At 69.5% G+C, this 22,359-nt stretch carries 21 protein-coding genes; 10 read left to right on the top strand and 11 right to left on the bottom strand.

Features of this window, described 5'->3' with window-relative positions:
* Positions 1–304 precede the first annotated feature (304 nt).
* A complete protein-coding gene (locus ACFFIA_RS05910; RefSeq protein ID WP_377246605.1) occupies positions 305–1,942 on the top strand; it encodes an ABC-F family ATP-binding cassette domain-containing protein in 1,638 nt (545 codons plus the stop codon).
* Between the two features lie 218 nt (positions 1,943–2,160).
* On the opposite strand, the gene ACFFIA_RS05905 is transcribed toward ACFFIA_RS05910, so the two are convergent.
* On the bottom strand, positions 2,161–4,086 hold the full coding sequence (locus ACFFIA_RS05905) for a S9 family peptidase (RefSeq protein WP_377246602.1): 1,926 nt from the start codon (positions 4,084–4,086) through the stop codon (positions 2,161–2,163).
* 63 nt (positions 4,087–4,149) lie between these two features.
* Positions 4,150–4,521: a hypothetical protein gene (locus ACFFIA_RS05900; protein WP_377246599.1), complete on the bottom strand. Its 372-nt coding sequence runs from the start codon at positions 4,519–4,521 to the stop codon at positions 4,150–4,152.
* A 216-nt stretch (positions 4,522–4,737) separates the two neighbouring features.
* On the opposite strand from ACFFIA_RS05900, the gene ACFFIA_RS05895 reads away from it, so the two are divergent.
* Positions 4,738–8,067 carry an endo-1,4-beta-xylanase gene (locus ACFFIA_RS05895; RefSeq protein ID WP_377246596.1) on the top strand — a complete coding sequence of 1,110 codons (3,330 nt, stop codon included), beginning with the start codon at positions 4,738–4,740 and terminating at the stop codon, positions 8,065–8,067.
* A 141-nt stretch (positions 8,068–8,208) separates the two neighbouring features.
* Here the strand turns inward: ACFFIA_RS05895 and ACFFIA_RS05890 are convergent, their stop codons facing one another.
* The 6 genes from ACFFIA_RS05890 to ACFFIA_RS05865 all read right to left on the bottom strand — a co-directional run bounded on the left by ACFFIA_RS05890 (position 8,209) and on the right by ACFFIA_RS05865 (position 13,772).
* Positions 8,209–8,880, bottom strand: coding sequence for a response regulator (locus tag ACFFIA_RS05890; RefSeq protein WP_377246593.1), 672 nt, complete (start codon positions 8,878–8,880; stop codon positions 8,209–8,211).
* The gene (locus ACFFIA_RS05885; RefSeq protein ID WP_377246590.1) at positions 8,877–10,145 is read right to left on the bottom strand and encodes a sensor histidine kinase; all 1,269 of its coding nucleotides are present in this window, start codon (positions 10,143–10,145) and stop codon (positions 8,877–8,879) included. The genes ACFFIA_RS05890 and ACFFIA_RS05885 overlap by 4 nt, the downstream gene beginning before the upstream one ends.
* Positions 10,146–10,154: 9 nt before the next feature.
* Positions 10,155–11,114, bottom strand: a complete 960-nt coding sequence (locus ACFFIA_RS05880; RefSeq protein WP_377246587.1) for a D-alanine--D-alanine ligase family protein — start codon at positions 11,112–11,114, stop codon at positions 10,155–10,157.
* The gene (gene alr / locus ACFFIA_RS05875) at positions 11,111–12,205 is read right to left on the bottom strand and encodes an alanine racemase (RefSeq protein ID WP_377247036.1); all 1,095 of its coding nucleotides are present in this window, start codon (positions 12,203–12,205) and stop codon (positions 11,111–11,113) included. The genes ACFFIA_RS05880 and alr overlap by 4 nt, the downstream gene beginning before the upstream one ends.
* 140 nt (positions 12,206–12,345) lie before the next feature.
* Entirely contained in the window at positions 12,346–12,969 is a 624-nt protein-coding gene (locus tag ACFFIA_RS05870) for a M15 family metallopeptidase (protein WP_377246584.1), read from the bottom strand.
* A gap of 308 nt (positions 12,970–13,277) precedes the next feature.
* Positions 13,278–13,772 (bottom strand): YcxB family protein, encoded by a 495-nt coding sequence (locus tag ACFFIA_RS05865; protein ID WP_377247033.1) that lies wholly within the window; start codon positions 13,770–13,772, stop codon positions 13,278–13,280.
* 128 nt (positions 13,773–13,900) lie between these two features.
* Between ACFFIA_RS05865 and ACFFIA_RS05860 the strand changes: the two genes are divergently transcribed.
* Together ACFFIA_RS05860 and ACFFIA_RS05855 are read left to right on the top strand one after the other, a co-directional pair.
* Positions 13,901–14,182 carry a hypothetical protein gene (locus ACFFIA_RS05860; protein ID WP_377246581.1) on the top strand — a complete coding sequence of 94 codons (282 nt, stop codon included), beginning with the start codon at positions 13,901–13,903 and terminating at the stop codon, positions 14,180–14,182.
* A 61-nt stretch (positions 14,183–14,243) separates the two neighbouring features.
* Positions 14,244–14,756 (top strand): hypothetical protein, encoded by a 513-nt coding sequence (locus tag ACFFIA_RS05855; RefSeq protein ID WP_377246578.1) that lies wholly within the window; start codon positions 14,244–14,246, stop codon positions 14,754–14,756.
* Positions 14,757–15,030: 274 nt separating this feature from the next.
* Here the strand turns inward: ACFFIA_RS05855 and ACFFIA_RS05850 are convergent, their stop codons facing one another.
* The 3 genes from ACFFIA_RS05850 to ACFFIA_RS05840 all read right to left on the bottom strand — a co-directional run bounded on the left by ACFFIA_RS05850 (position 15,031) and on the right by ACFFIA_RS05840 (position 16,995).
* Entirely contained in the window at positions 15,031–15,615 is a 585-nt protein-coding gene (locus tag ACFFIA_RS05850; protein ID WP_377246575.1) for a hypothetical protein, read from the bottom strand.
* Between the two features lie 116 nt (positions 15,616–15,731).
* Positions 15,732–16,124 carry a VOC family protein gene (locus ACFFIA_RS05845; protein WP_377246572.1) on the bottom strand — a complete coding sequence of 131 codons (393 nt, stop codon included), beginning with the start codon at positions 16,122–16,124 and terminating at the stop codon, positions 15,732–15,734.
* Between the two features lie 322 nt (positions 16,125–16,446).
* A complete protein-coding gene (locus ACFFIA_RS05840) occupies positions 16,447–16,995 on the bottom strand; it encodes a YceI family protein (protein ID WP_377246569.1) in 549 nt (182 codons plus the stop codon).
* Positions 16,996–17,315: 320 nt separating this feature from the next.
* On the opposite strand from ACFFIA_RS05840, the gene lepB reads away from it, so the two are divergent.
* From lepB to ACFFIA_RS05810, 6 genes are all read left to right on the top strand, one after another.
* Positions 17,316–17,732, top strand: a complete 417-nt coding sequence (gene lepB / locus ACFFIA_RS05835) for a signal peptidase I (RefSeq protein WP_377246566.1) — start codon at positions 17,316–17,318, stop codon at positions 17,730–17,732.
* Between the two features lie 733 nt (positions 17,733–18,465).
* The gene (locus ACFFIA_RS05830) at positions 18,466–19,035 is read left to right on the top strand and encodes a hypothetical protein (RefSeq protein WP_377246563.1); all 570 of its coding nucleotides are present in this window, start codon (positions 18,466–18,468) and stop codon (positions 19,033–19,035) included.
* Positions 19,022–19,627: a hypothetical protein gene (locus tag ACFFIA_RS05825; RefSeq protein ID WP_377247051.1), complete on the top strand. Its 606-nt coding sequence runs from the start codon at positions 19,022–19,024 to the stop codon at positions 19,625–19,627. Before ACFFIA_RS05830 ends, ACFFIA_RS05825 begins: the two co-directional genes overlap by 14 nt.
* A gap of 467 nt (positions 19,628–20,094) precedes the next feature.
* Positions 20,095–20,844, top strand: a complete 750-nt coding sequence (locus ACFFIA_RS05820) for a carbohydrate-binding protein (RefSeq protein WP_377246560.1) — start codon at positions 20,095–20,097, stop codon at positions 20,842–20,844.
* Positions 20,845–20,853: 9 nt separating this feature from the next.
* Entirely contained in the window at positions 20,854–22,059 is a 1,206-nt protein-coding gene (locus ACFFIA_RS05815) for a sensor histidine kinase (RefSeq protein ID WP_377246557.1), read from the top strand.
* A complete protein-coding gene (locus tag ACFFIA_RS05810; protein WP_377246554.1) occupies positions 22,056–22,259 on the top strand; it encodes a hypothetical protein in 204 nt (67 codons plus the stop codon). Before ACFFIA_RS05815 ends, ACFFIA_RS05810 begins: the two co-directional genes overlap by 4 nt.
* Positions 22,260–22,359: the final 100 nt, after the last annotated feature.

Here is a 22,359-nt window from a genome sequence, read left to right as displayed (position 1 = left end):
CGTAACCATCGGACGACGTAGTCCGTGTCATGAAATGTCCAATCCCTGAACTTAGCGCCACTGGTCCGGACATCAAGGCTGATGTCGTCTGGGTACATCGGTAACGGAAACGACAACGAGACACCAGAATTCGAACCGACACGTTCAGGAACATTCAGGCTCGAACACGTCATGACCGTGGGTCGTCCCGGACCGTCGTGGCCGGCACGGGAGATTGACGCCAGACGTGGGGGTCTTGTCCGAGGCGGCGGTACGGTGATCCAGTCCTGTCAGTTGGTCCTGTCTTCGAGGTAATCGCATCCTGATGACCGCAACACTCGTCGCCAAAGGTCTCGCGGCGGGGCACGGTGACCGTGTCCTGTTCTCGGGGCTGGACGTCGTCGTCGCCGCTGGCGACGTGATCGGGCTGGTCGGCGCCAACGGTGCCGGCAAGTCCACCTTGCTGCGCATCCTCGCCGGCCTGGGCAGTGCCGCGGAGGGCACGCTGCTGGTGAGCCCGCCTGCCGCGACCATCGGATACCTGTCGCAGGAGCCCGAGCGGCGGCCCGGTGAGACGGTCGGGCAGTTTCTGGGGCGGCGCACCGGAGTGGCCGCGGCTCAGTCCGCATTGGACGACGCGACTGAAGGGCTGGTGGCGGGGAGGGCCGGCGCCGACGACGGGTACGCGGTCGGCCTGGAGCGATGGATCGCCCTTGGCGGGGCCGACTTCGACGAGCGTGCGAGTCAGGTCACGGCCGGGTTGGGCTTGGCGGTCGACCTGGACCGGCCGATGACGGCGCTGTCCGGTGGGCAGGCGGCCCGAGCCGGCCTGGCGTCGCTGTTGCTGAGTCGCTATGACATTTTCCTGTTGGACGAGCCCACCAACGACCTTGACCTCGACGGTCTGGAGCGGCTGGAAGCGTTCGTCACCGGATTGCGGTCCGGCGCGGTTGTGGTGAGCCACGACCGCGAGTTCCTGACCCGGACGGTGACCCGGGTGGTCGAGCTCGACCTGGCCCAGCGACAGGTACGCGCCTACGGCGGCGGTTATGCCGCCTATCTGCAGGAGCGGGAGGTCGCCCGGCGCCACGCCCGCCAGGAGTACGAGCAGTACGCCGAGACGCTCGCCGGTCTCGAGGAACGGGCGCGTACCCAGCGGTCCTGGATGGACAAGGGCGTCCGTAACGCCCGCCGCAAAGCGAGCGACAACGACAAGATCGGGCGCAAGTTCCGTAGCGAGGCGAGCGAGAAGCAGGCGGCGAAGGCCCGGCAGACCGAGCGGCTGATCGAGCGCCTGGAGGTCGTCGAGGAGCCCCGCAAGGAGTGGGAGCTGCGGATGGAGATCTCCGCCGCTCCGCGAGCCGGGGCCGTGGTCGCCGTCGCCCAGGCCGCGCTGGTACGCCGCGGTGGGTTCACCCTCGGCCCGCTCGACCTGCAGATCGACTGGGCCGACCGGGTGGCGATCACCGGTGCCAACGGCTCCGGCAAGTCGACGCTGCTGGCGGCCCTGCTGGGGCGCATCGAGCTGGCCGCGGGACGCACCTGGCTCGGGCCGGGCGTGGTCGTGGGCGAGGTCGACCAGGCACGGCGGCTCTTCCACAGCGACGACACACTCCTGGACGCCTTCGGCACCGCGACCCCGGACCTGGTACCCGCGCAGGTCCGCACGCTACTGGCCAAGTTTGGCCTGAACGCCACACACGTGCTCCGGCCGGCCGCGACCCTGTCACCCGGCGAACGGACCCGGGCGGCGCTGGCACTGTTGCAGGCCCGCGGCGTCAACCTGCTCGTGCTGGACGAGCCCACCAACCACCTCGACCTGCCAGCCATCGAACAACTGGAGTCGGCGCTGGCCGGCTATCCCGGCACACTCCTGCTGGTCACCCACGACCGGCGGATGCTGGACACCGTATCCACCACACGCCGCCTCGAAGTAGCCGACGGGCAGATCACCGAACACTGACCGGCGCCGCCTCAATCGTGCGCCCGATGCGGACCGCCCCCCGCTCCTCGCCGCCGCCGTGCTCGGCCTGGCCGGCGGGCAGCTACCGGCCGCCTCGCCGCGCCTGGCCGGTGTCCTGGTCGCGGTCGGCGCCGACGCGCTCGCCGCGGCGGTGGTGGCCCTCGCCGACGACATCACCTCGCTGTTCGCGGGGTGTAGGTGGCGGTCGGACCTCGGGGTCATCCGAGCCACCGGTCGAACCAGGCGCGGGTACGGCGGAGAACGTCGAGTTGGTGGTTGCGTTCGCGGATCGAGTGGTTCTCCCGGGGATAGACGACATACTGGTGCTCGGCTCCGAATCTGCGTAGCGCGCGGTGGAAGTACTCCGCCTGTGACACCGGAACGTTGGTGTCGTTCTCACCGTGCAGGATCAGCACCGGCGTGCGGACCTTGGAGGCGTACGAGATCGGGCTGAGCCGGTCGTGGCGGTGTGGACCCGTTCCTTCCCAGCCGCTGCTGCCGCCGAGGGCGGCCTCGAACAGCCCCTCTTCGCCGGTTGCGGCCAGCATGCCCCAGTCGCTGATTCCGGCGCCCATCACGGCGGCCTTGAACCGGTCAGTCTGCCCGACCGCCCATGCGGCCATGAACCCGCCGTGGCTCCAGCCGCCGATGCCCAACCGGTCGGGGTCGGCGACGCCATCGGCGATGAGCAGGTCGATGCCGGTGCGGATGTCCGTCCACTCATCGAGGCCGACCGCGCCGGCGACACGGACCGCGAAGTCGTGGCCGTGCCCTTGGCCGCCGCGCGGGTTTGGCAGAAACACGGCGTAGCCCGCACTCGCCAGCCACTGACCAGACGGGTACCAGCTGAGCTGGAGCCCGTCGGCGTACCGTCCATACGGGCCGCCGTGGACCAGCGTCACCAGCGGAAACGGCCCGTCCTCGGGGGACCGGCCGGCGGGCAGGATCAGCAGGCCGTCCAGCGTCAGCCCGTCGGCTGCCTGGTATGACAGGCGTTCCTGGACACCCCATCGGATGCCACGGAGTTCGGGCCGCAGATCGGTCAGCGTCGTCAGCGGCCCGCGAGTGGGGCCGGCGTGGACGTTGCCGGGCTCGTAGGGCGTGCTCACCACTGCCGCGACGGCGTCACCGTGCCGGCTCGTGGTCAACGACGTCGCGAGGCCGTCAACCCGGGACACCTCGACGAGGTTGGGCCCGACCGGATCGAGCCGGTGGATCGCGGTATCGAGCCCGTCGGCGACCAGCACCAGCGGCGGACCGGCGTCGACCTGCACCAGGGCGCTCGGGCAGAAGGTCGTGCCGGCGGTCAGGTTGCGGTGCTCGCCCACCGGCCCGTTCAGCGGCACCGCGACATCGAGAACCGCGTGTCCGCCCACCAGAGTGGGCGGAGTCTTCGCGACATATGCCAGGTGCCAGCCGTCGTCGGCGGGCCACCAGACCAGCGACGACGCGTCCGCCGCGGCCGGGCCGAGGTCCCGCGTCACGCCGCTGTCCGGGTCGAGCAGGTGGAGACCGGGCTCCAGAAGGCCCGGGTCCACGTCGGGGGTCGACCAGGTCAGTACCGCCAGGATTCCATCGTCGGGCCGCTGGGCCACCTCGGCGACATGGCGATCGCCGAAGGCCTCCGGTGTACGGACCTCGCGGCTGCGTACGTCGAGCAGCCGCAGCCGGTCCGGCCGTAGGCGTTCGCCCCACACTCGAGCGTCGTCGCGCTCGGCGTCCCGGTGTTCGTCCTCAGCGGACGGTTCGTCGGCTGCGATCACCACGACCAGGTCCGGATCGGCCAGTGGGAGGTGACCGGATATCCCACCGGCCCAGCACGTGACCGCCTCCACGACACCGTCGACCAGCCCCACCCGGTGCAGTTGCGCGGTGCCACGCTCGGCCCGGTCGGAGAGGAAGTAGATCAACAGCGAATCCGTGGCCCACCGCGGCGCCGAATCGTGCGCCGCACCCGAGGTCAATCGTCGCGGCGACCCGGCCCCGTCGACGGCGGCGACCCATAGCTCGCTGACCGGGTGATCAGCAGCCCGCCCGACCGGGGCGACCACGTAGGCGACCCACCTGCCGTCCGGCGACAGCGCCAATGCCTGTGGAACACGACCGTCAACCACCGACTCGGCGCTGAGCTGTGCACGGGCCACGAGGCACAGTAACGACCAACCACCACGTCGGCCAACCGCCGCCGCGCGCTGCGGTCAGGTCTCTCAGGTGCGGCGTGGGCTCGCCAGGACGGGGGAGTGGCCGGCGGCGGCCTCGGTGAGCAGGCGCCAGGTGTCCACATCGACCTCGCCGTCGTCCACTGTGGCGTAGTCCTCTGGTAGCCAGGGCGCGACCGGGTCGCTTGGGGGCAGGGCGAGGGCGAGTGCCAGCGCGAACTCCACATAGGAGTTGTAGAAGCCGTCCGCCCAGTCGTCGTCTTCGGCCAGGTCGGTCAGCCAGGCGCGGATCTCCGGCAGGTAGGTGTCGAGAAAGCCGACCTCGTAGTTGACGCCCGCCTCGCCATACGGTTGGAGACGCCGTACCGCGTCGTCGAGGTGGTCGGCGGCGAGGTGGAGGTGTTCGGTCCGTAGAAGCACGGCAGGAGTATGGCAGGCCGATAGGTCAGACGGTGCCGACCAGATGCCCGCGCGCGGGCCTGCGATGGGACCGCCATATCGACGGGTGTAGGAGACATCGATAGGATGCGCTCGTCTCCATCTCCTGGTGCCTGGGCACACCGGGGCGTTGGTGCGCCCAATGGCCCGATCCAAGGAGCATTTCCCATGCGCCGCAGACATACGTTTGTGCGAAGTTTGAGAGCGGTTATCGCGGTCTGTCTGGCCGCTGCCGGTTCGGTCGTCGTGGCCGGCCTGGCCGCCGGAGCGGACACGCTCACGGTGAGCGCCGTCGACTTCGAGGATTCCACCACCGGCACCTGGACCCAGAGCGGCAGTGTCACGCTCGACGTGGCTGACCTGCCCGAGGGCGGCAAGGCACTGCGCATCGTCGACCGCGACGACGACTTCGAAGGCATCCAGTCTCCAGTCGGCATCTTCGAGCCCGGCACCACGTACACCCTGTCGATGCGGGCGCGCCTGGCCGAGGGCACCGCGGGCACGCCAGGCGTCCGTTTCGTCGCCAAGCCGGCATACACCTGGATCGGGAACGCATCGATCAGCGCAGCCGACTGGACCACCATCACGGGCAGCTGGACCGCGCCGGAGGACACCGACCCGACCCAGTTCCAGATCTACATCGGCAGCGACAACCTCGCCGCGCCGTACACGCTGATCGTCGACGACATCCTCATCACCGCGCCCGCCGGCAGCGGCGGCGGCCCCGAGCCGGGCACCGTCGTCGTCGACACCGACTTCGAGGACGGGCTCGACGGCTGGGTGCCGCGCGACGGCGGCCAGGGCGCACCGACGCTGGAGCTGAGCGGTGTGGCGCACGGCGGCGCGGCCGCCGCGCTGGTGACCAACCGGGCAAACCAGGGTGCCGGCATCGGATACGACGTGACCGGCCTGGTGGAGGGCGGCGTGACGTACGAGCTGCGCGCCTGGCTCCGGTTCGCCGAGGGCCAGCCGACCGACGAGGTCTGGCTGAGCCTGCAGAGCAGCTCGGGCGGCAGCCAGTCGTTCAGCACGCTGGCCCGGTTCGACACGGTCACGAACACGGGCTGGACCGAGGTGACGGCGAGCTTCACCGCGCCGGTCGCCGACAGCGCGTTCATCTACTTCGAGACCCGCTACCAGAGCGGCGCCACCGGCAACACGAGCGATTTCGTCGTCGACGACATCCTCGTGCGGGTGCCCGAGCCTCCGGTCATCGAGGACCTCACAGGGCTCCGCGAGACCGTCGACTTCCCGCTCGGAGTCGCCATCGACAGCCGCGAGACCGCTGGCGGTCCGTCGCAGCTCCTGCTGCGCCACTTCAACCAGGTCACGGCCGAAAACCACATGAAGCCCGAGTCCTGGTACAACGCGGAGCGCGCCTTCACCCCGCACGAGCAGGCCGGGGCGATCATGCGGTTCGCCCAGGAGAACGACCTGGCGGTGTACGGACACGTCCTGGTCTGGCACAGCCAGACGCCGGCGTGGTTCTTCCAGAACGAGGCCGGCCAGCCGCTGACCAACTCACCCGCCGACCAGCAGGTCATGCGTGACCGGCTGCGGGCGCACGTCTTCGCCATCGCCGAGCACCTGAGCGACACCTACGGCCCGTTCGGCAGCGACACCAATCCACTGAACGCGTGGGACGTGGTCAACGAGGTGGTCGCCGACACCGGCGACTTCGCCGACGGCCTGCGCCGCAGCAACTGGTACAACATCCTCGGCGAGCAGTACATCGACCTCGCCTTCCAGTACGCCGACGAGGCATTCAACGAGGTCTACGCCGCGGAAGGTGTGGCCCGCCCGGTCAAACTGTTCATCAACGACTACAACACCGAGCAGGCCGGCAAGCGGGGGCGCTACCTGTCGCTGGTCGAGCGGCTCCTCGCACGTGGCGTACCAGTCGACGGCGTCGGGCACCAGTTCCACGTCAACCTCACGATGCCGGTCTCGGCCCTCGACGCCGCGCTGGCCGCGTTCGAGGACATGCCCGTCACGCAGGCGGTGACCGAGTTCGACGTACCGACGGGCACGCCCGTCAGCCAGGCGCTCCGCATCGAACAGGGCTACTACTTCCGGGACGCGTTCAACATTTTCCGCGAGTACACCGACGACCTGTTCGCCGTCACCGTGTGGGGCCTTGTCGACGGCCGTAGCTGGCGGTCCTCCAGCGGAGCGCCGCTCGTCTTCGACGACGCGCTGCGGGCGAAGCCGGCCTACTACGGCGCGGTCGGCGGGCAGGACCTGCCGCCCCGGCTCCGTACCGGGAACGTGTTCGCGGGCACCGTCGCACTGGACGCGGTCGCGACGAAGTCACTGGAGTGGTCCAAGCTGCCGCTGCACCCCATCGAGGAAGTGGCGGGCTTCCAGCTCCGCTGGGCGCCGGACCACCTCACGGCGTACGTCACCGTCACCGATGGCGACGTGGAGGCCGCGGACGCGGTGACGTTCGAGCTCGACGGTGCCACGTACGCGGTCCGCCGCGACGGCTCGACCACGGGCGGCGCGAGCGCTGTGGTCACCGCCCGCGACGGCGGGTACTCCGTCGTGGCCCACCTTCCGCTCTCCGAGGCGGCGCTGGGCGACACGCTCGCCCTGGACGTACGGGCCACCGACGGTGCGAGCACGGCGGGCTGGAACAGCCCCGGACTCACCGGCACGCTCGCCCTCGTCGAGGATCTGTCCTATCTGGAGGTCCCGCAGGCCCGTACCCCGGTGACGATCGACGGGGCGATCGACCCGGTGTGGGCCGACGCCAGCGCGGTCACGACGGCCAAGGCCGTCGAGGGAGACGGCGGTGCGATCGCGACGGTACGCACCCTCTGGCAGGACCAGACGCTCTACGTCCTCGCCGAGGTGGCCGACCCGGTGATCGACGTGTCGGCATCCGACCCGTGGGTGCAGGACTCGGTGGAGATCTTCGTGGACGCCGGCAACGTCAAAAACGGCGCCTACCGCGGCGACGACACTCAGATCCGCATCAACGCCAACAACGTGACGTCCTTCGGCACGGGTGACGAGGCTGCCCAGGCAGCGCGCCTGCGGTCCGCCACGACCCACGTCGAGGGCGGCTACGTCGTCGAGGCGGCGATCAGCCTGCTCACATATGGCGGCCCGGGCACCTTCCACGGCCTCGACTTCCAGGTCAACGACGCGACCGCAGGGGCGCGCACGGCGATCCACAACTGGGCCGACCCGACCAGCCTGGGCTACCAGACCACGGCGCGCTGGGGCGTGGGTCAGCTCGTCGGTCCCGCTCCGATCAGGAACATCGAGCGGCCGCGCATCATCTCGTTGCTGGACATCGGACTGATCGGGCTCCCGGGCGAATGGTCCGTCAAGGGTGCGAGGTTCAGCTACCAGTGGCAGCGCGACGGCGTCGACATCCCGCACGCGACCCTGCCCGTCTACATCGTCAGGCCGGGCGACGCGGGACACGAGATCAGGCTCGTGGTCACCGCCCGCGCCACGGGGTACGCCCCGGCCTCGGCGGCCTCTGACCCGAGGGTCATCAAGAAGAGACGCTGGTAGCACATCGATCAACCCGGCGCCTGGGCTCGGGTCGCGCTCAAGCGAGCACGACCCGAGCCCGACGCGGCGAAACCATCGGGCGCCGGCGGACCAGGTGTCCGCGGCCGAGATGGCGATATCGCGGTGCGGCGAGGGCTTGGGTTAGCGGGGTGGGACAAGGCCGTGTTCGTAGGCGAACACGACGATCTGCACCCGGTCGCGCAGCCCGAGCTTGCGCAGGATCGCCCCGATGTGTGTCTTCACGGTGGACTCGCTGGCGAACACCTGGGCGGCTATCTCGGCGTTGGACTGGCCGCGCGCGGCGGCGGTGAATACCTCGCGTTCCTTGTCGGTCAGGGCGAGGTACGCCTCGGGTACCGGGACGGGGGCCCGGAAGTGGTGGTCCATCAGCGTCGTCAGGTCGGGCGGTGCGAGGACGGCGTTGCCACTGTGGACGGTGCGGATGGCGTCGCGCAGCATCACCGGTGTGGTGTCCTTGAGCAGGAAGCCGCTCGCCCCGTACCGGATGGCCGTGGCCGCCCGGTCGTCCAGGTTGAAGGTGGTCAGCACCAGCACGCGGACCGGCTTGGGGCGCCGGTTGACCCGCTCGGGCAGGAAGATCTGGCGGGTCGCCTCGACGCCGTCCATGCCGGGCATGCGGATGTCCATCAGCACGACGTCGGGCGCCAGCTCGTCGACGAGGCGGACCGCTTCGCTGCCGTCGGCGGCGGTGCCGACCACGGACATGCCGACCTGCGCGTCCACGATGACCGCCACGCCCGAGCGAAACAGCTCCTGGTCGTCGGCGAGCAGCACGCTGATCGGCTCGGTCATGCCAGGGGCCGCCGCACAGGGATCCACGCGGTCGCGGTGAACCTCGGCTCGCCGGCCACCTCGTGTCGGTCCACGTCGAGCCGGCCGCCGACCGACTCCACCCGTTGCCGCATGCCGGTCAGGCCCTGGCCGGCGGTCCAGTCCGCCGCCTGGGCGGCCGCCGCGGCGTTGCTCACCGAGATCCGCAGCGTGGCCTCCCAGTCGCCGTCCGGCCAGCGGCGTTCCACGGTGATGGGGTGATCATGCCTGCCGTGTTTCATCGCGTTTGTCACCATTTCTTGCAGCGTTCGGAAGGCGATCAGGTCGAGCTCCGGCGGCATCGGCTGGGGCGCGCCGGTCTGTGTCGAGACCACCTTGTGGCCGCTCGTGCGCAGCCCTTCGACCAGGCTGTCCAGATCCGGTGTCGAGGCCGCGAGGCCCTCCTGCGTGGCCGACAGCACCTGCCGGACGTTCTGCAGCGAGGTGCGGGCCGAGGTGGCGATGTTCGCCAAGGTCGTCTTCAGCGCTGCCGGGTCGCCGTCCGGTAGGTACTGGCCCGACTCGGCCTGGGCGAGGATCACCGCGAGGGAGTGGCCCACGACGTCGTGCACGTCGCGCGCGAGCCGGGCCTGGTCCTCGCGCAGCCGGGCGATCTGCCGCGCCTGCGCCCGGTCGGCCTCGGCCCGGGCGACGTCGGCCGAGGCCAGGTCGACCGTCGTTCGGGCGCGTGCGGCCACGCGCAGCACCATGCCGGCCATCCAGGGCACACCCAGCAGCGCCGCCCCGATGACAGCGGCGAACGGCTGCCATGTCTCCCCAAGGTCCACCAGCGCCCTCAGGCGGAGGAAGCCGGACAGGACCCGCCGTATGTCGGGGGCGAGGAACACGACGGCGACGGCCGCGCCGGCCGGGATGGACAGCGCGCTGAGCCAGACGACCGCCCTGCTGCCCCAGCGGGCCGTCCCGAACGCCACCACCGCGATGGCCAGCTCGGTGACGAGGATCGGGACGCCGACCACGACGTGAATCCCGGCCAGCATCCACACCAGCGCGAGCGCGGCGCCCGGGACGGGTCGGCTGGCGCCGACCGCCGCACCGGTGACGACCGCCACCACCGCGAGCAGCGCCAGCTCCCGGAGAGGGCTCAGCATCCCGAGCGGTACCGGGGCGTGCTCGTTGAACCCGCCGTAGTTCAAGATCGCGATGACCAACCCGAGGGCCGCGACGATCAGCCCGGCTGCGGCGTCCGGCAGCCATTCCTGCCACGCGGGTCGGGGCACGTTCACTCAGCGACCTTACGCCGCGCCGACCAGGGCATCCTGGATCAGGATGTCGAGCAGTTCGGGGTACGGGATGCCCGCGGCGGCGAACATCCGAGGCACCTGCGACCGTCCGGTGAAGCCGGGCGTGGTGTTGACCTCGTTGAGGATCGGACCGTCCGCGGTGACGAAGAAGTCGACCCGGACGACGCCGCGGCACCCCAGCGCGTCGTACATCGCGAGCGCGGCGTGTTCGAGCGCCTTGCGGTCCGCTTCGGCCAGCGGAGCCGGCACCCGGAAGACAGCCGACCCGTCGTACTTGGAGGCGTAGTCGAAGAGGCCGCCGGCGACCACGATCTCCAGCGCCGGTGCGACGATCCGGGTACCGTCCGGGCGGGCCAGCACGGCGAGGTCCACCTCCCGGCCCTCGATCACGTCCTCGACCAGCACCCGCCGGTCCAGCGCCAGCGCGGCCTCCAGTGCCTCCGGCAGCTCTCCGGGCCGGTCCACGCGCCGCACGCCCCGGCTCGAACCGGCCGCGACCGGCTTGACGACGACCGGATGGGTCCAGGCGTACGTGGCCGCGGTCGCCTCGGTGAGCAGGACGCCCGGCGCGGTCGCGATGCCGATGGCCTCCGCCACCAGCTTGGTCACCCACTTGTCCATCGCGACCGCGCCGGCGGTCAGCCCGGAGCCGGCGTACGGCACGCCGGCGAGGTCGAGCAGGGCGGCCAGCGTGCCGTCCTCGCCACGCGGCCCGTGCACCAGCGGTAGGGCCACGTCACAGTCGCGGAGCAACTCGACCGCGGCGGCCAGACCGATCGGCCGGTCGCGCTCGTCCCGCCAGCCACCGTCGACGCCGATGGTCAGGGCCATCACCTGGTACCGGGCGGGATCGAGCGCCGCGGTGGCCGCGGCGGCGGAAGCGAGGGAGACCTCGTGTTCGCAGTTCTGGCCGCCGCCGATGACGGCGACCCGGGTACGGCGTCTGTTCATGTCAGGCTCCCGTGTGAGTCGGAGTGGCCGGCGGGGATGACGTGGCGGCGAAGCCGCGGGCCGAGCCCGGTGACCAGCTCGTGCGCGATCGTGTCCGCCCAGCCAGCCCACTCCGAGAGCGTCGGCTCGCCGGCGTCACCCGGGCCGAACACGGTGGCGATCTCGCCGGGCCGCACCGGGTCGTCGCCGAGGTCGACGACGAACTGGTCCATCGAGATGCGGCCGGCGAGGCGGCGCCGCCGGCCGCGAACCTGCACCTCCGCCCGGGCCCAGGCGTTGCGGGGCAGGCCGTCGCCGTACCCGATCGGCACCAGGCCGAGCGTGGTCGCGGCCGCCGCGTGCCAGGCGTGCCCATAGCCGACCGGAGTCCCGGCCGGGACGCGGCGCACGGCGACGATGGGAGCGGTAAGCCTCAGCGCGGTACGCAGGGCGTTGGTACCGGTCGGGTCGATGCCGACCAGCGCCGCGCCGACCCGTACCAGATCGAAATGGGAGCGCGGCTCGGTGAGCGTCGCCGCCGAGGCGGCCAGGTGGCGCACGGCCGGCCGCAGACCCGCGCCGCGGGCCGTGGCCACGCCCCACTCGAACAGCCGCCGGCCCGCCGCGTTGGCCGGATGCCCCGGCGTCTCCGCACACGCGAGGTGTCCCATCACCCCGACCACGCGGATCCGCCCGTCCCGCTCGGCGGCAGACGCCCGCCGGCACAGGTCGAGCCATGCCTCTGGTGGCGTGCCGTCGCGGGCCATGCCGGTGTCCAGGTGCAGGTGCACGCGCGCGAGGCCGTCCGCGCGGGTGATCGCGTCGAGGTGATCGCGGCTGGGTACCGCCAAGTCGACGCCCCGGCGCACGGCCGTGCCGAAGTCGGCGTCGACGGGGTTGAGCCAGCTCAGCACAGGTACCCGCAGCCCGGCGTCGCGCAGGGCGACGGCTTCGTGAACGCTGGTCACGCCCAGCCAGCCCGCGCCGGCGGCGATGGCCGTGCGGGCGACGTCGACGGCGCCGTGGCCGAACCCGTCGGCTTTGACCACGGCCATCAGCCCAGCCTCGGTACGCCGCCTGAGCAGTCGGACGTTGTGCGTGACCGCGGTCAGGTCGACGGTCAGCCGCGCCCCCTCGCCAGGCGCCTCGCGACGAGCGAGCGCGGTCGCGGAGTCCCCGGGAAGTCGGGGTCCTCGCGTGGATGTGGAGCGAAGCGGAGCATCTTCGAAGCTGAGCGTCTTCCTGGGGGGCATCACGCCGCCGGCTCCGCCGGGACCGGGCCGTACAGCGCGGCGGGCGCGCCTGTCATCAAGGCCCAGTACCGGTCGCCGTAGCTCCAGTGCCACCACTCCGTCGGGTAGTTCACTAGGCCGGCGCCGCCCAGCACCTTCGCCAGCAGCTCCCGGCGCGCCCGGGCGTCCGCGTCGATCCCCTCCGCGGCGAAGTAACAGGCACCGCCGGACTGCTCCGGCGTCGCGTCGATCGGCGTACCCATGTCCAGCTCCACGCCCTCCGGGTCGACCAGCGTCAGGTCCACCGCCGCGGCCGCGACATGCGGAGCCACCTCGACCGGTGACACGAACCTGCTCGTCAGGCGGTGCAGCTCGGCGTCGGGCAGCCCCGGGTGCAGGCGGCGAAGCTGCGTCGAATAGGTGGCGATGATGGAACGCTGCTGCCGAACCGGACGATGACCCTCCACCACCCGCAGCCGAAGGCCGGCCGGCAAGGCGTCCCGAGCGGCGGCCAGCCGCTCGCCCAGACCCCGGCGGACCCACGCCCGTGCCGGCCCGAAGTCCGCGTCGAGGCGTACCAGCGCCTCGCCGGCGTCGCGCACCGGCACGGCCGCCACCCGAGGATCGGAAAGCAAGATTGTCATGGTCCGAAGGTGGCTGCGTGAGCAGCGGCGCGCCTCGGTCTCAGGTGCCGGCGGGCGGTCCTCGGGTACGAAGGACCGGCACCTGGAGCCAGCCGGCCTGGGGCATCGCGGTGGTGGCCGGGGTAGGCGGACACCGCCGCGCGCGGGAAGGGATCGCTGCCATGTGGGACACGGCCGAAGCCGGAGAGGGAGCCTGTGCGTCAGTAGCGGTGATGCCCGCCAGCACAGTCGCAGCGGCAGGTCCGTGCAGGTGGTCTTTGGTGGTGTCGGCGGTGGTAGAGGTTCACAGCCCGGGCGTGGGGCTCGTTCTAGGAGTTGAGGAGCCCACGCTCGGCCATGAAGGTCTCTAACGTCTTGGCGTCTTCGGTGGTCATGAGGCGGCGTGGGATCACGGTTGCCGGCATCCGTCCGACGTACACGATCCAGAATTCAGGGGTGTCCACGACCCGGGCGACTCCGTCCCAGGCGATGCCGCTGGACTGCGAGCCGCTGCGCATCATGATGTTGTCGTCGGTGATGTCGTAGCCGCCTTCCACGGCGTAGCGGCTGGAGCGGCGTCGGGCCCTGGATCGCACCCATGGCGGGAACAGCATGGACAGCAGGCCGCCGAGGGCCAGCGTGTAGAACAACGGCGAGATCCGGTCACCCCAGTCGACAGCCCGTGAGACAGCCAGACCGATCGCCGCCACTGCCATCAGTACAGCGCCGATGGCGGTGTACCTGCGCAGCCGAGCCCTGCTGAGTACGGCGGCCACACGGCCCGGATAAGCCGGATCGGCCGGGACATCGAATCGGATACGCACGCCAGAACGATAGTGGCCCGCGTCCCCGCGACAGCGCCCGACCCGCAGCCGGCCAGCCCCATCGCCAGAGCGACGCATCCTCAGCGGCATGTGAGTAAGTCTCTGGACAGCCCTGCGATCATGCGCGTATGCCGTATCTCGTCGCCGCCGAGCGCCTGGGCTGGCCTCGACGTCGGTGGTGGCATGTCCTAACGGTGTTCTTCGGCGAGGTGCAGACGCGGCTGCGCTACGACCTCGAACCGGAGACGCCCACAGCCACTTGCCACCTGCAGGTACGCGACAACCACAACGCTCTGTGCGGCTATCCCTGGGAAGCCCTGGTTCTTGTGCCCGGACAACCTCCTTGGGGTGAACTCGCGCAATGGCTGCGTTGCGACGGGTGCGAGGACATGTCGCACAGGCAGCTGTGAGCCGCCCTGTCGGCGACAAATGAGTGCGGCTGGACCGGCTCTCGATCGATACGCTTGCGGCGTGGCGGGAACTGTGGAGGCGCTGCTGCTGAACCCTTCCGAGCATGGCCGTGTGCGGGCAGCGCTGCCGCTGGCGCCGTTGGTCCCAGAGACTGAGCTGGCGCTCTTGCCGCTGTCGGATGAGATCGTCGCGAGCGTTATGACGACTGCGGTGGATGGCGTGCTCGTGGCCGGGTTCTACAACCTGACGAGCGGGGTGGCCGAGTGGGCGCGCCAACTCTCACTACAAGGCGTCGTCGCCTACCTGCATGCCGAGTTCTTCGGCGGCGACGGCTCCCACGCGGCGGTGGCCTGGCGCGGCGGAGCCGTCGCGTGGGGACCGCTGTTCACGGCCACCTCGGCCGACGAGGCGGAAGCCCGCTACACGGTCGTGTCCAACCGCATCGACATGGCAATCAACGTCCTGCTGCGATGGCTGGGGGTGCGGCGGATGGGCGAGATCGACGAGTTTGCCGCCGCAGGCTTGAACCGGTGTCGATGGACCGAGGAGTGGGCGACGTTGACCTCCCGGTGACACCGCGATCCCATGCCAAACATCCGGAACTCAGCCTGAGCGCCCGCTTGGCCGGGCCACCGGACCACCACGACGAAAGGGAATCCCGGCTCGCGGCACGAGATGCGACGGCAGAATTATGGTCCCTCAGCCGCCGGCGTCGATTCGACTAGCCCCACCGGCACAGGTGGCCACAACACGTGGATGTTCTTCGATCGCAATGAGCCGGAGGTGTGGAGCGACCTCGGTGAACATCATCTCCACGCTGATGTCAGAGAGCCCCACTACCGTAGTGCTATGGCGGCGCCGCCGGTCGCAGGGACAGCGCCGATGGCTTCGACGAGTTGTCCGAAGCTTTCGTCTTCGCCGTCGCGGCCGTTTTCGACGAGGTAGTCGGCCGCGCCGCCGACTGCGCTTGGGCGAGCCGACTGTACAGAGTTCGGAGAAGGGCCTTGTATCGGTCAGGCGTCAGCCAGGCGCTACCGTCAGCCAGCGTCGCTCCGGGGAGCAGATACCTCACGCGTTGGATCGGTGTCCGGATTTGGCTGCCGTCTGTTAGCTCGATCCACAACCTCGCTGGTGCGAGGATGTCTCGGGCCGTATGGAACCGTTGCACCTGGTTCCAGCCGAATGTTCGTGTTCGCAATAGCCACCGGATACGTACGCCCACGTCAGATATGACGAGTCCAATTCGCGCAAACCGCCACATGAACGTGAGCCATATCCCCAGTAAGGGCAGCACGATCGGCACCGCGACAACACTGTGCGTCTGCGTTGCCACGATGCCGATACCAGCCGCAGCAAAGACCGTGCCGATGACCGCCATGCCGTACGGAACGATCCGCAAGGGATCGTTATACGGCGTTGTCCAGTTGGTCACGTGCCCACCACGTCATGATCATACGGTCAGGACATCCATCCGTGTACATTCTTCTGTGTCCCGGCGGATCCGTCGAATGCGGTGTGGTATCCACGCGTGACCTGGTCACCGGCTTGCTACGCGTAGACGATCAGTTCCAGCAGAGACCCGTCCGGGTCGCGAAAGTAGATGCTCGTACCCCGGCCACGCCCGCCCCAGCGGGCGACTGGTCCTTCCTCCACCGGCACCTGATGGTGGAGGAGATGGGCCGTGGCCTCCTCGACGGACCCTGACCACACGAAACAGAGATCGCTACCGCCCGGCACCACCGGCGGGCTTGCCACCAGCGTGCCGATGTCCAAACCTGGCCCGTGGACGTTGAGCTGCTGATCGCCAAACCTGAATGCGACACGACCGTCGGGGTGGTCGACGACCTCCGCTCCCAGCACGTCTCGATAGAAGTTCGTCGACCGTTCCCAGTTGCTCACCGCGATCACGCAGTGGTCGAGCCAGACCTTCATCTGCGCCATCAACGAAATGTACCGGCCGGGAGGTCCGCCGCACTGCACGCATCTCGGCTTCATCCCGGCGCCAGCCAGCCGGACGCGTCGTGAGGCCGGCGGCGACCGGATTGTTGTGACGGGGCGGACGCTTGACTTTCTCGGCGGACTGGAGCGTGTCCTGCTGCCGGTTCCGGGCTGCTGATGTTTCATGAGGGTCGATCGAGCCGAGGCAGAGTCCAGGCGGCGTCCGGTGCGGGCGGTCGTCTGGGCCCGCCGCAGTCGGGCAGACCCGGGACTCAGGGCACCATCTGTGACTGTCGCGGCGGTTCTGACCCCAACTGACCGTAGCTCAGCGTCCCAGTTCGACCTCGATCTCCACCTCGACATCGTCACGGACCTTGAGCGCGCCGAGAAAGGCCGAGTACGGCTTGATTCCGTATGCCGACTGGGTCACCACTGTGGTGGCCCGGTACCGGTCCGGCGTCACCTCACGCACCTCGACGTCGATGGAGGCGGCGACCCCACGCAAAGTAAGCGTCCCGCTGATCGTCGCGGAGTCCTCGCCGGTGACGACGCGGGTGGACTCGAAGGTTGCCGTCGGGTGGCGATCGACATCCAGCGTCCGCCGGGCGTTGTTGACGATCTCGCCCCGGTCCTTGTCAGTCAACGGTCGGGCCCCACCGGTACCCGACCGAACGGCCAACGACCCCAACTCGACCCGAGCCGTCGCCGTGGCATCCGCCGGCCCGGTCTCGGGAACGTTCACCTGCACCGACCAGTCGGTCACCTCGATCGTGAGGTCGTGGCCGACGGTCGAGCCGACACCCTTACGGCCGGTGCGCAGCAGCATGCGTCCGTTGTCCGGGCCGAACCGCAGCTCGCCGGTCCTGATTGTCACCCCGCCCAGCGTAGGCGCAACCACCACCGCCCGTATCACGAAAGGACATCCTCACACCGACTCCTCCGCGCGTTCAGCCCAGGGCTCGCGATCACGACCCACGACGCCCGAACAGCGGCATGACAGCGTATGTGACCTTGGTGTAGGGACGGTGCCGGGTAGGACCGCGCCCGGCGGACCGCACGGCACCACCGTTTCTGGCAGCATCCGTTGGATGCGCAGGCTGATGGTGCTCCTTCTCGTGATAGTGGTTGCTGGCTGTGGCGATGGTGACGCGACCGAGACGGGAGCTACCGAGCAGTTCACCCAGGGCGGCGTCAGTGTGGAGCCGACCGGTCAGGTCCGGCCAGGTCATCACTGCGCGGACGGTCACCGGCAGGTATGAGCCGCGGCGCGGCGACGTCGTGCTGTTCCGTTCTCCTGGCGGCCTCTGGGGTGACCACAAGGTGCCGCTGCTCAAACGTGTCGTCGCGGTCGGCGGTGAAACCGTCGCCTGCTGCGGTGCTGCGGGGACGGTGACGGTCGACGGTAGGCTGCTGGACGAGCCGTACGTGGCCGAGGACGCGTCGCTGGACGAGCCGCCGGACCCGAATCACTGCGGGGCGCGCCGGTTCGCCGCGGTTACCGTGCCGGCCGACTCCGTCTTTGTCATGGGCGACAGCCGCGCCCGGTCGAACGACTCTCGGTGTGCCGGGCCGGTGCCGGCGTCGTCGGTGTTCGCCGTCATGACCGACTGATGACCAGGGCGCACCACGAGACCCGCTACAGATGGTTCGAGGTGTTCGACGTAAGCGCGCTCGGACGGCGGCATGAGAGAGATCATGCCTCCTGGCGGAGGCGCCCGCAGGGGCTGAAACTGGTGGATGCGTCGCCCGCCGACGTCGAACGTATTTGGCACTTCGTGTCCGGATGAGAGAGTGACGCTGGAACCCGCCCGGTAGGAACCCTGGGTGCCGCCTGCGAGCGCGGATGTCAGTTTCTTGATGTTGATCGCGGGTTCCGCGGGCGACGCGCCGTTGGTGTTGTTACGGGGCGCGTTGCCGGAGGGCCTAATGGAGATCGTGTATGAGCGGGTCGCGGGAATCGATGTCCACAAGAGACAGATCACGGTTGCGGTGCGTAGCCCGGGCCAGGGAACCAAACGCCGGACTCAGGTACGCCGGTTCGCGACGTTCTAGGCGGCGTTGCGAGAGATGACAGCCTGGCTGCTTGCCGAAGGCGTCTCCCACGTGGCGATGGAGTCCACCGGCGTGTACTGGATGCCGGTGTTCCACGCTCTAATTAGCACACCGGCCGGAATCGGACAGCGCATCCCGCGGCGCAACCTCTGTCACGTCCCGATGCGCTTCGTGACGCGGTTCAACGCACCACCTCACCCGGCCGAAGCCCGGCCACCCTACGCGTCCGGGCACCGGCCAAGCCAGGCTGTACCCGGACACCTCAACGCCTTCGAAGGAAGGTCGTCTCTACATGTCCACGATCGATACCGTAGCCGCCGGCGAACCCGCGTCGCGGCGGCCGGCGCCGGCGAAAGTCACGGTCTACCACAACGATGAGGCCCGGTTCATGCCGTACGAGGACGGGCACCTGCTCACCGCGGTCACCGGCCACTGGCTCGACATCCCCGCCGATGGCGACGACTTGGTCGCCATCGGCGAATGGGTCTTCCAGACCTTCAATGCCGACCTCGACCAGCTGGAAACCTGGCGGCGCCACGCGGGCGGTGGAACCGCCTTCCTCGCTGCCTGCGTCTACCGGCTGCTTGGACACCGATCGCTGTCAGTCGGCGATGTCATTCATGTCCAGACAGGACAGGGCAGCCGATGGCTGGCCTGCGAGCCCGTCGGATGGCGGCTGATCACGAGCCGGCTAACCGGTCCGGCGATCCGCTGTCCGCGGCCAGCGTCTACCAGTACCTTGCCGACGGGCGAACCACGTGCAGCGGCGTCAGCTCAGCCGTGCCAAGGCGTAGTGGTCGGGCTGCCAGCCCGTACAACGAACATCCAGAAAGGACCGGTGAATCGTCGTGAGCGCCGCTGAGCAGGCGTTCGCCGCGCTCACCGCCGAGCAGCGTGCGTGCCTGCTGCGCAACGTCTTCGAGGTCTTGGAGTACGACGTGAACGGCCGACCCGGTGGCGAATGGTCCAGCGACACCACCCAAGGCGCCCGGCGACCTGTTCGCCCTGTTCGGGATCGCGTTCACCAGCCCCGACCAGGCCGCCACCGACATGAGACAGCCCACCCCGACCGGTGCCGACCAACATCCGACCGGGAGTTGACCCAGATGGGGTCCTACTACATCGGCGCCCAGATCGAGATCCGGCCGTTGGTGCCGGCCCACACGCTGCCCGGCACCAGATACTTGGCCGATGACACGGACAGCGACAGCGAAGTTGTCGTCATCGACCACGGCGACCACAGCCGTATCGTCCCGCGCGACCACGACCGGCAGACCAACCGATCCGAGGCCATCGTGGGCGACGTGCAAGGTCTGGTCGACATCCTCGGTCCTGATTACTCCTACCGTGGCGCGTTGCGGATCGACGACCCGAGCGGTGAGCCGCCCAGCCGGTTCCGAGTTGTCGTGGACGGCGAGCGTCGCACGGCGATCCGGGAGGATGCCGACTTGTAGGTGAGCTTCCACATGTAGTGGTCCAGCGCGCTGAAGACCTGGCTGGACACCACCGTCCGGTAGTAGGCCGTCCATCCCCGCACAATCGGATTGATCTTGCGGATGACGGCCTGTGCTTGGCCGAGGCCTCACAGAAGTGGCTCTTGCCGGTGCCTGAAGGGCTGCAGATGGACCGGTTCCCTCCCTTGCGGTGCCACCCATTCGAGGGTTTGAGCGCGTCCTGGGTGGGTCGTGGGATCGAGGACGCGGCTTCATCCCAGTCGCCAAAGGTTTACCGGCGGGAAACGCGGCGCGTTTGCGGCGGGTGTACAGGATCGCCGCGTCTCGGTCGGCGGCCCGACACCGACAAAGTCACGGTCAGCTAACGGCGGCTATTTCCGGCTGAGTGTTGTGTACATTCGCAGCCGTGTGTACGGAGACGCGGACCCAACGTCCGACCTACGACACCTGGTTCAGGGAGTCCAGCGGTGCAGACTGACCCGCCTACCGGCAGCGGCGACCAGGACCAGCGATTCCTCGACACCCCGCCGGATCCGGCGCGCTCCCTGCGGGTGCCCCTCTGGGCCGGAATCGGGAGCCTGGCCAGCGCCATGGCCCTGGCCGCAGTCGTGGTCCCGCCTCTGATCCTCTCGGCCGACGACAGCGGACCCGAGATGGCCCAGGAAAACCGCATCCCGTCGATCGCCCTGCCCACCCCCACCCTGGTCAATCCGGCCGGTACCAGCCCTGCGGCCTCCCCCGAAGCGAATCAGACCGCGAGCCAGGACCCGAGCCCGCCCCGGAATCCCGGCCGCCCCGCCCCGTCGCCAAAGCCGAGCGACCCACCGCAGACAGGTCCGGCCGTGCCGTTCCGGCCGATCAATGTCGAGGCGGAGGCTTCCGGCAACCTCACCGGTGATGGCGCCCAGATCGCCGACTGTGCCGCCTGTCACGGCGGCGCTCGGGTCCGCTACCTGGGTAGACTCACTGTCTACGTCGACGTGCCCGTCGCCGGCCGCCGGACCGTAACCGTGTACTACACCACGGGCCAACCGCGGGAGCTCTCGGTTGCCATCAACGACGACGCCGTCGGAACCTTCGACGTCAACGGCGCGGACTGGGAATCGCCGAAGAGCATCGAGTTCGACGCGACCATCCCGGCGGGTCGTGTCGCAATGCGCTTCTACGGTGCGAATCATGCAAACGCACCCGATATCGACAAAGTCACCATCAGCTGACCGCAGTAGATGAGCCGGTTCGTCGCGTACGCCGCCCTATGTCGGGCACTGCTGCTCGGCCGGCTCGTCGTGACCATCGCCGCCGTCGGTGTCGGCCTACGGCTGGTCGATGACACCTGGTCCACGGTCGGCACCCTGGTCCTGATCACTGTGACCACAGCGGTACAGGTCACGGTGCTGAGCAAATGGCCGGGCGCGGTCCGATGGCAGTTGAGTTTCCTGGTGCTGGACGCCGCTCTGATGATCACCGTGCTGGTCACGAGTGGCGGAGGGATTGCCTTCTTCTGCTACGCCGCCGGTCACGCCGCCCTCACCGGAGCGCTGCTGGGCACCCACGGGCTGCCCCTCTGGGGCGTCAACGCGGCGCTCGGCCTCGCCGTCGCGACGCAGTTGCTGCGGGTGGAGAGCGGGGAGGCCGGCACCTCGATCGCCGCCCCGTTCATGCTCGCCTTTCCGATGATCGACATCGTCTGCGGGTTCGGCGCCGCCGTCGCCACAGCCGCGCTCGCCCGGTACATCGACGCGACGGTGACGGCGGTGACCGCTGCCCAGCACTTAGCGGCCGCGTCGGAGCGGGCCCGGCTCGCCCGCGAGCTGCATGACTCGGTGGCCAAGACACTGCGCGGCGTCTCCTTCGCCGCGGTCGCCCTCCCCGGCCTCCTGCGCCGCCAGCCGGACCTGGCCGAACAGCTCGCCAGCACCGTTTCCGAGGGCGCCGACGCCGCCGTACGGGAAGCCCGCGACCTGCTCGCCGGGCTGCGCCGCGACCTACCCGACCGGCCCTTCCCGGACAACGTAAGGGACATCTGCGGTGCGTGGTCGGAGCGCAGCGGGGTGCCGGTCCAGGTAACCGCGGTCGCGGTCGAACCACCGGTGGCGGCCCGATACGAACTGGCCCAGATCCTCGGCGAGGCGCTGCAGAACGTAACCCGGCACGCGAAGGCGACGCTGGTCCTGGTAGGACTCCGCCGGTCGGTGGCACACGTGGAACTCACCGTCACCGACGACGGCGACGGTTTCCCGATGCCCGACGACCTGACCGAACTCTCGGGCAGTGGCAGCTTCGGCATCATCGGCATGGCCGAGCGTGCCCAGGCGCTCGGTGGCATCCTGCGCGTCGAGTCGCGGCCCGGTACGGGCACGACGGTGGTGGCACAGATTCCGCTCTCCGGCGCCGTACCGACCGCCCACCCGCACCGGGCGGCGTTCCGATGATCGACGTTCTGAACCACCTCAACCACATCTTCGCCAAGCTCCAGGTCACGAACCACCTGCGCATCGTTGTGTTGACGGTGCTGCTGTCGCACCGTCGGAGGTCACAGGAACGGGAACCGGATGGCAGCCGCATTAGCTCAGACGCGACACTGTCGCCGTACGGGGCCCAGATCCTGTCAGCCCGGGCAGGACGCCGGTAGTCCCCGAAGCGGTGCCGGGCACCGACCTCGACGCGTCCATGATGGACACCGACTGCGGTAACGACAGCGAAGCTTCGTCTGCCGGCCTAACGGTCAGCTG

The sequence above is a fragment of the Phytohabitans kaempferiae genome (genome assembly GCF_042433955.1).
GTDB lineage: Bacteria > Actinomycetota > Actinomycetes > Mycobacteriales > Micromonosporaceae > Phytohabitans > Phytohabitans kaempferiae.
Note: the sequence above shows the minus strand (reverse complement) of the source record. Positions and strands in the feature narration are given on the sequence as shown.

Excerpts from the sequence above, each read along its gene's own strand:
- ACFFIA_RS05910 (WP_377246605.1), top strand. The coding sequence starts at position 305 with ATGACCGCAACACTCGTCGCCAAAGGTCTCGCGGCGGGGCACGGTGAC.
- ACFFIA_RS05890 (WP_377246593.1), bottom strand. The coding sequence starts at position 8,880 with ATGACCGAGCCGATCAGCGTGCTGCTCGCCGACGACCAGGAGCTGTTT.
- ACFFIA_RS05880 (WP_377246587.1), bottom strand. The coding sequence starts at position 11,114 with ATGAACAGACGCCGTACCCGGGTCGCCGTCATCGGCGGCGGCCAGAAC.
- ACFFIA_RS05870 (WP_377246584.1), bottom strand. The coding sequence starts at position 12,969 with ATGACAATCTTGCTTTCCGATCCTCGGGTGGCGGCCGTGCCGGTGCGC.
- ACFFIA_RS05860 (WP_377246581.1), top strand. The coding sequence starts at position 13,901 with ATGCCGTATCTCGTCGCCGCCGAGCGCCTGGGCTGGCCTCGACGTCGG.
- ACFFIA_RS05845 (WP_377246572.1), bottom strand. The coding sequence starts at position 16,124 with ATGGCGCAGATGAAGGTCTGGCTCGACCACTGCGTGATCGCGGTGAGC.
- ACFFIA_RS05830 (WP_377246563.1), top strand. The coding sequence starts at position 18,466 with ATGTCCACGATCGATACCGTAGCCGCCGGCGAACCCGCGTCGCGGCGG.
- ACFFIA_RS05815 (WP_377246557.1), top strand. The coding sequence starts at position 20,854 with ATGAGCCGGTTCGTCGCGTACGCCGCCCTATGTCGGGCACTGCTGCTC.
- ACFFIA_RS05810 (WP_377246554.1), top strand. The coding sequence starts at position 22,056 with ATGATCGACGTTCTGAACCACCTCAACCACATCTTCGCCAAGCTCCAG.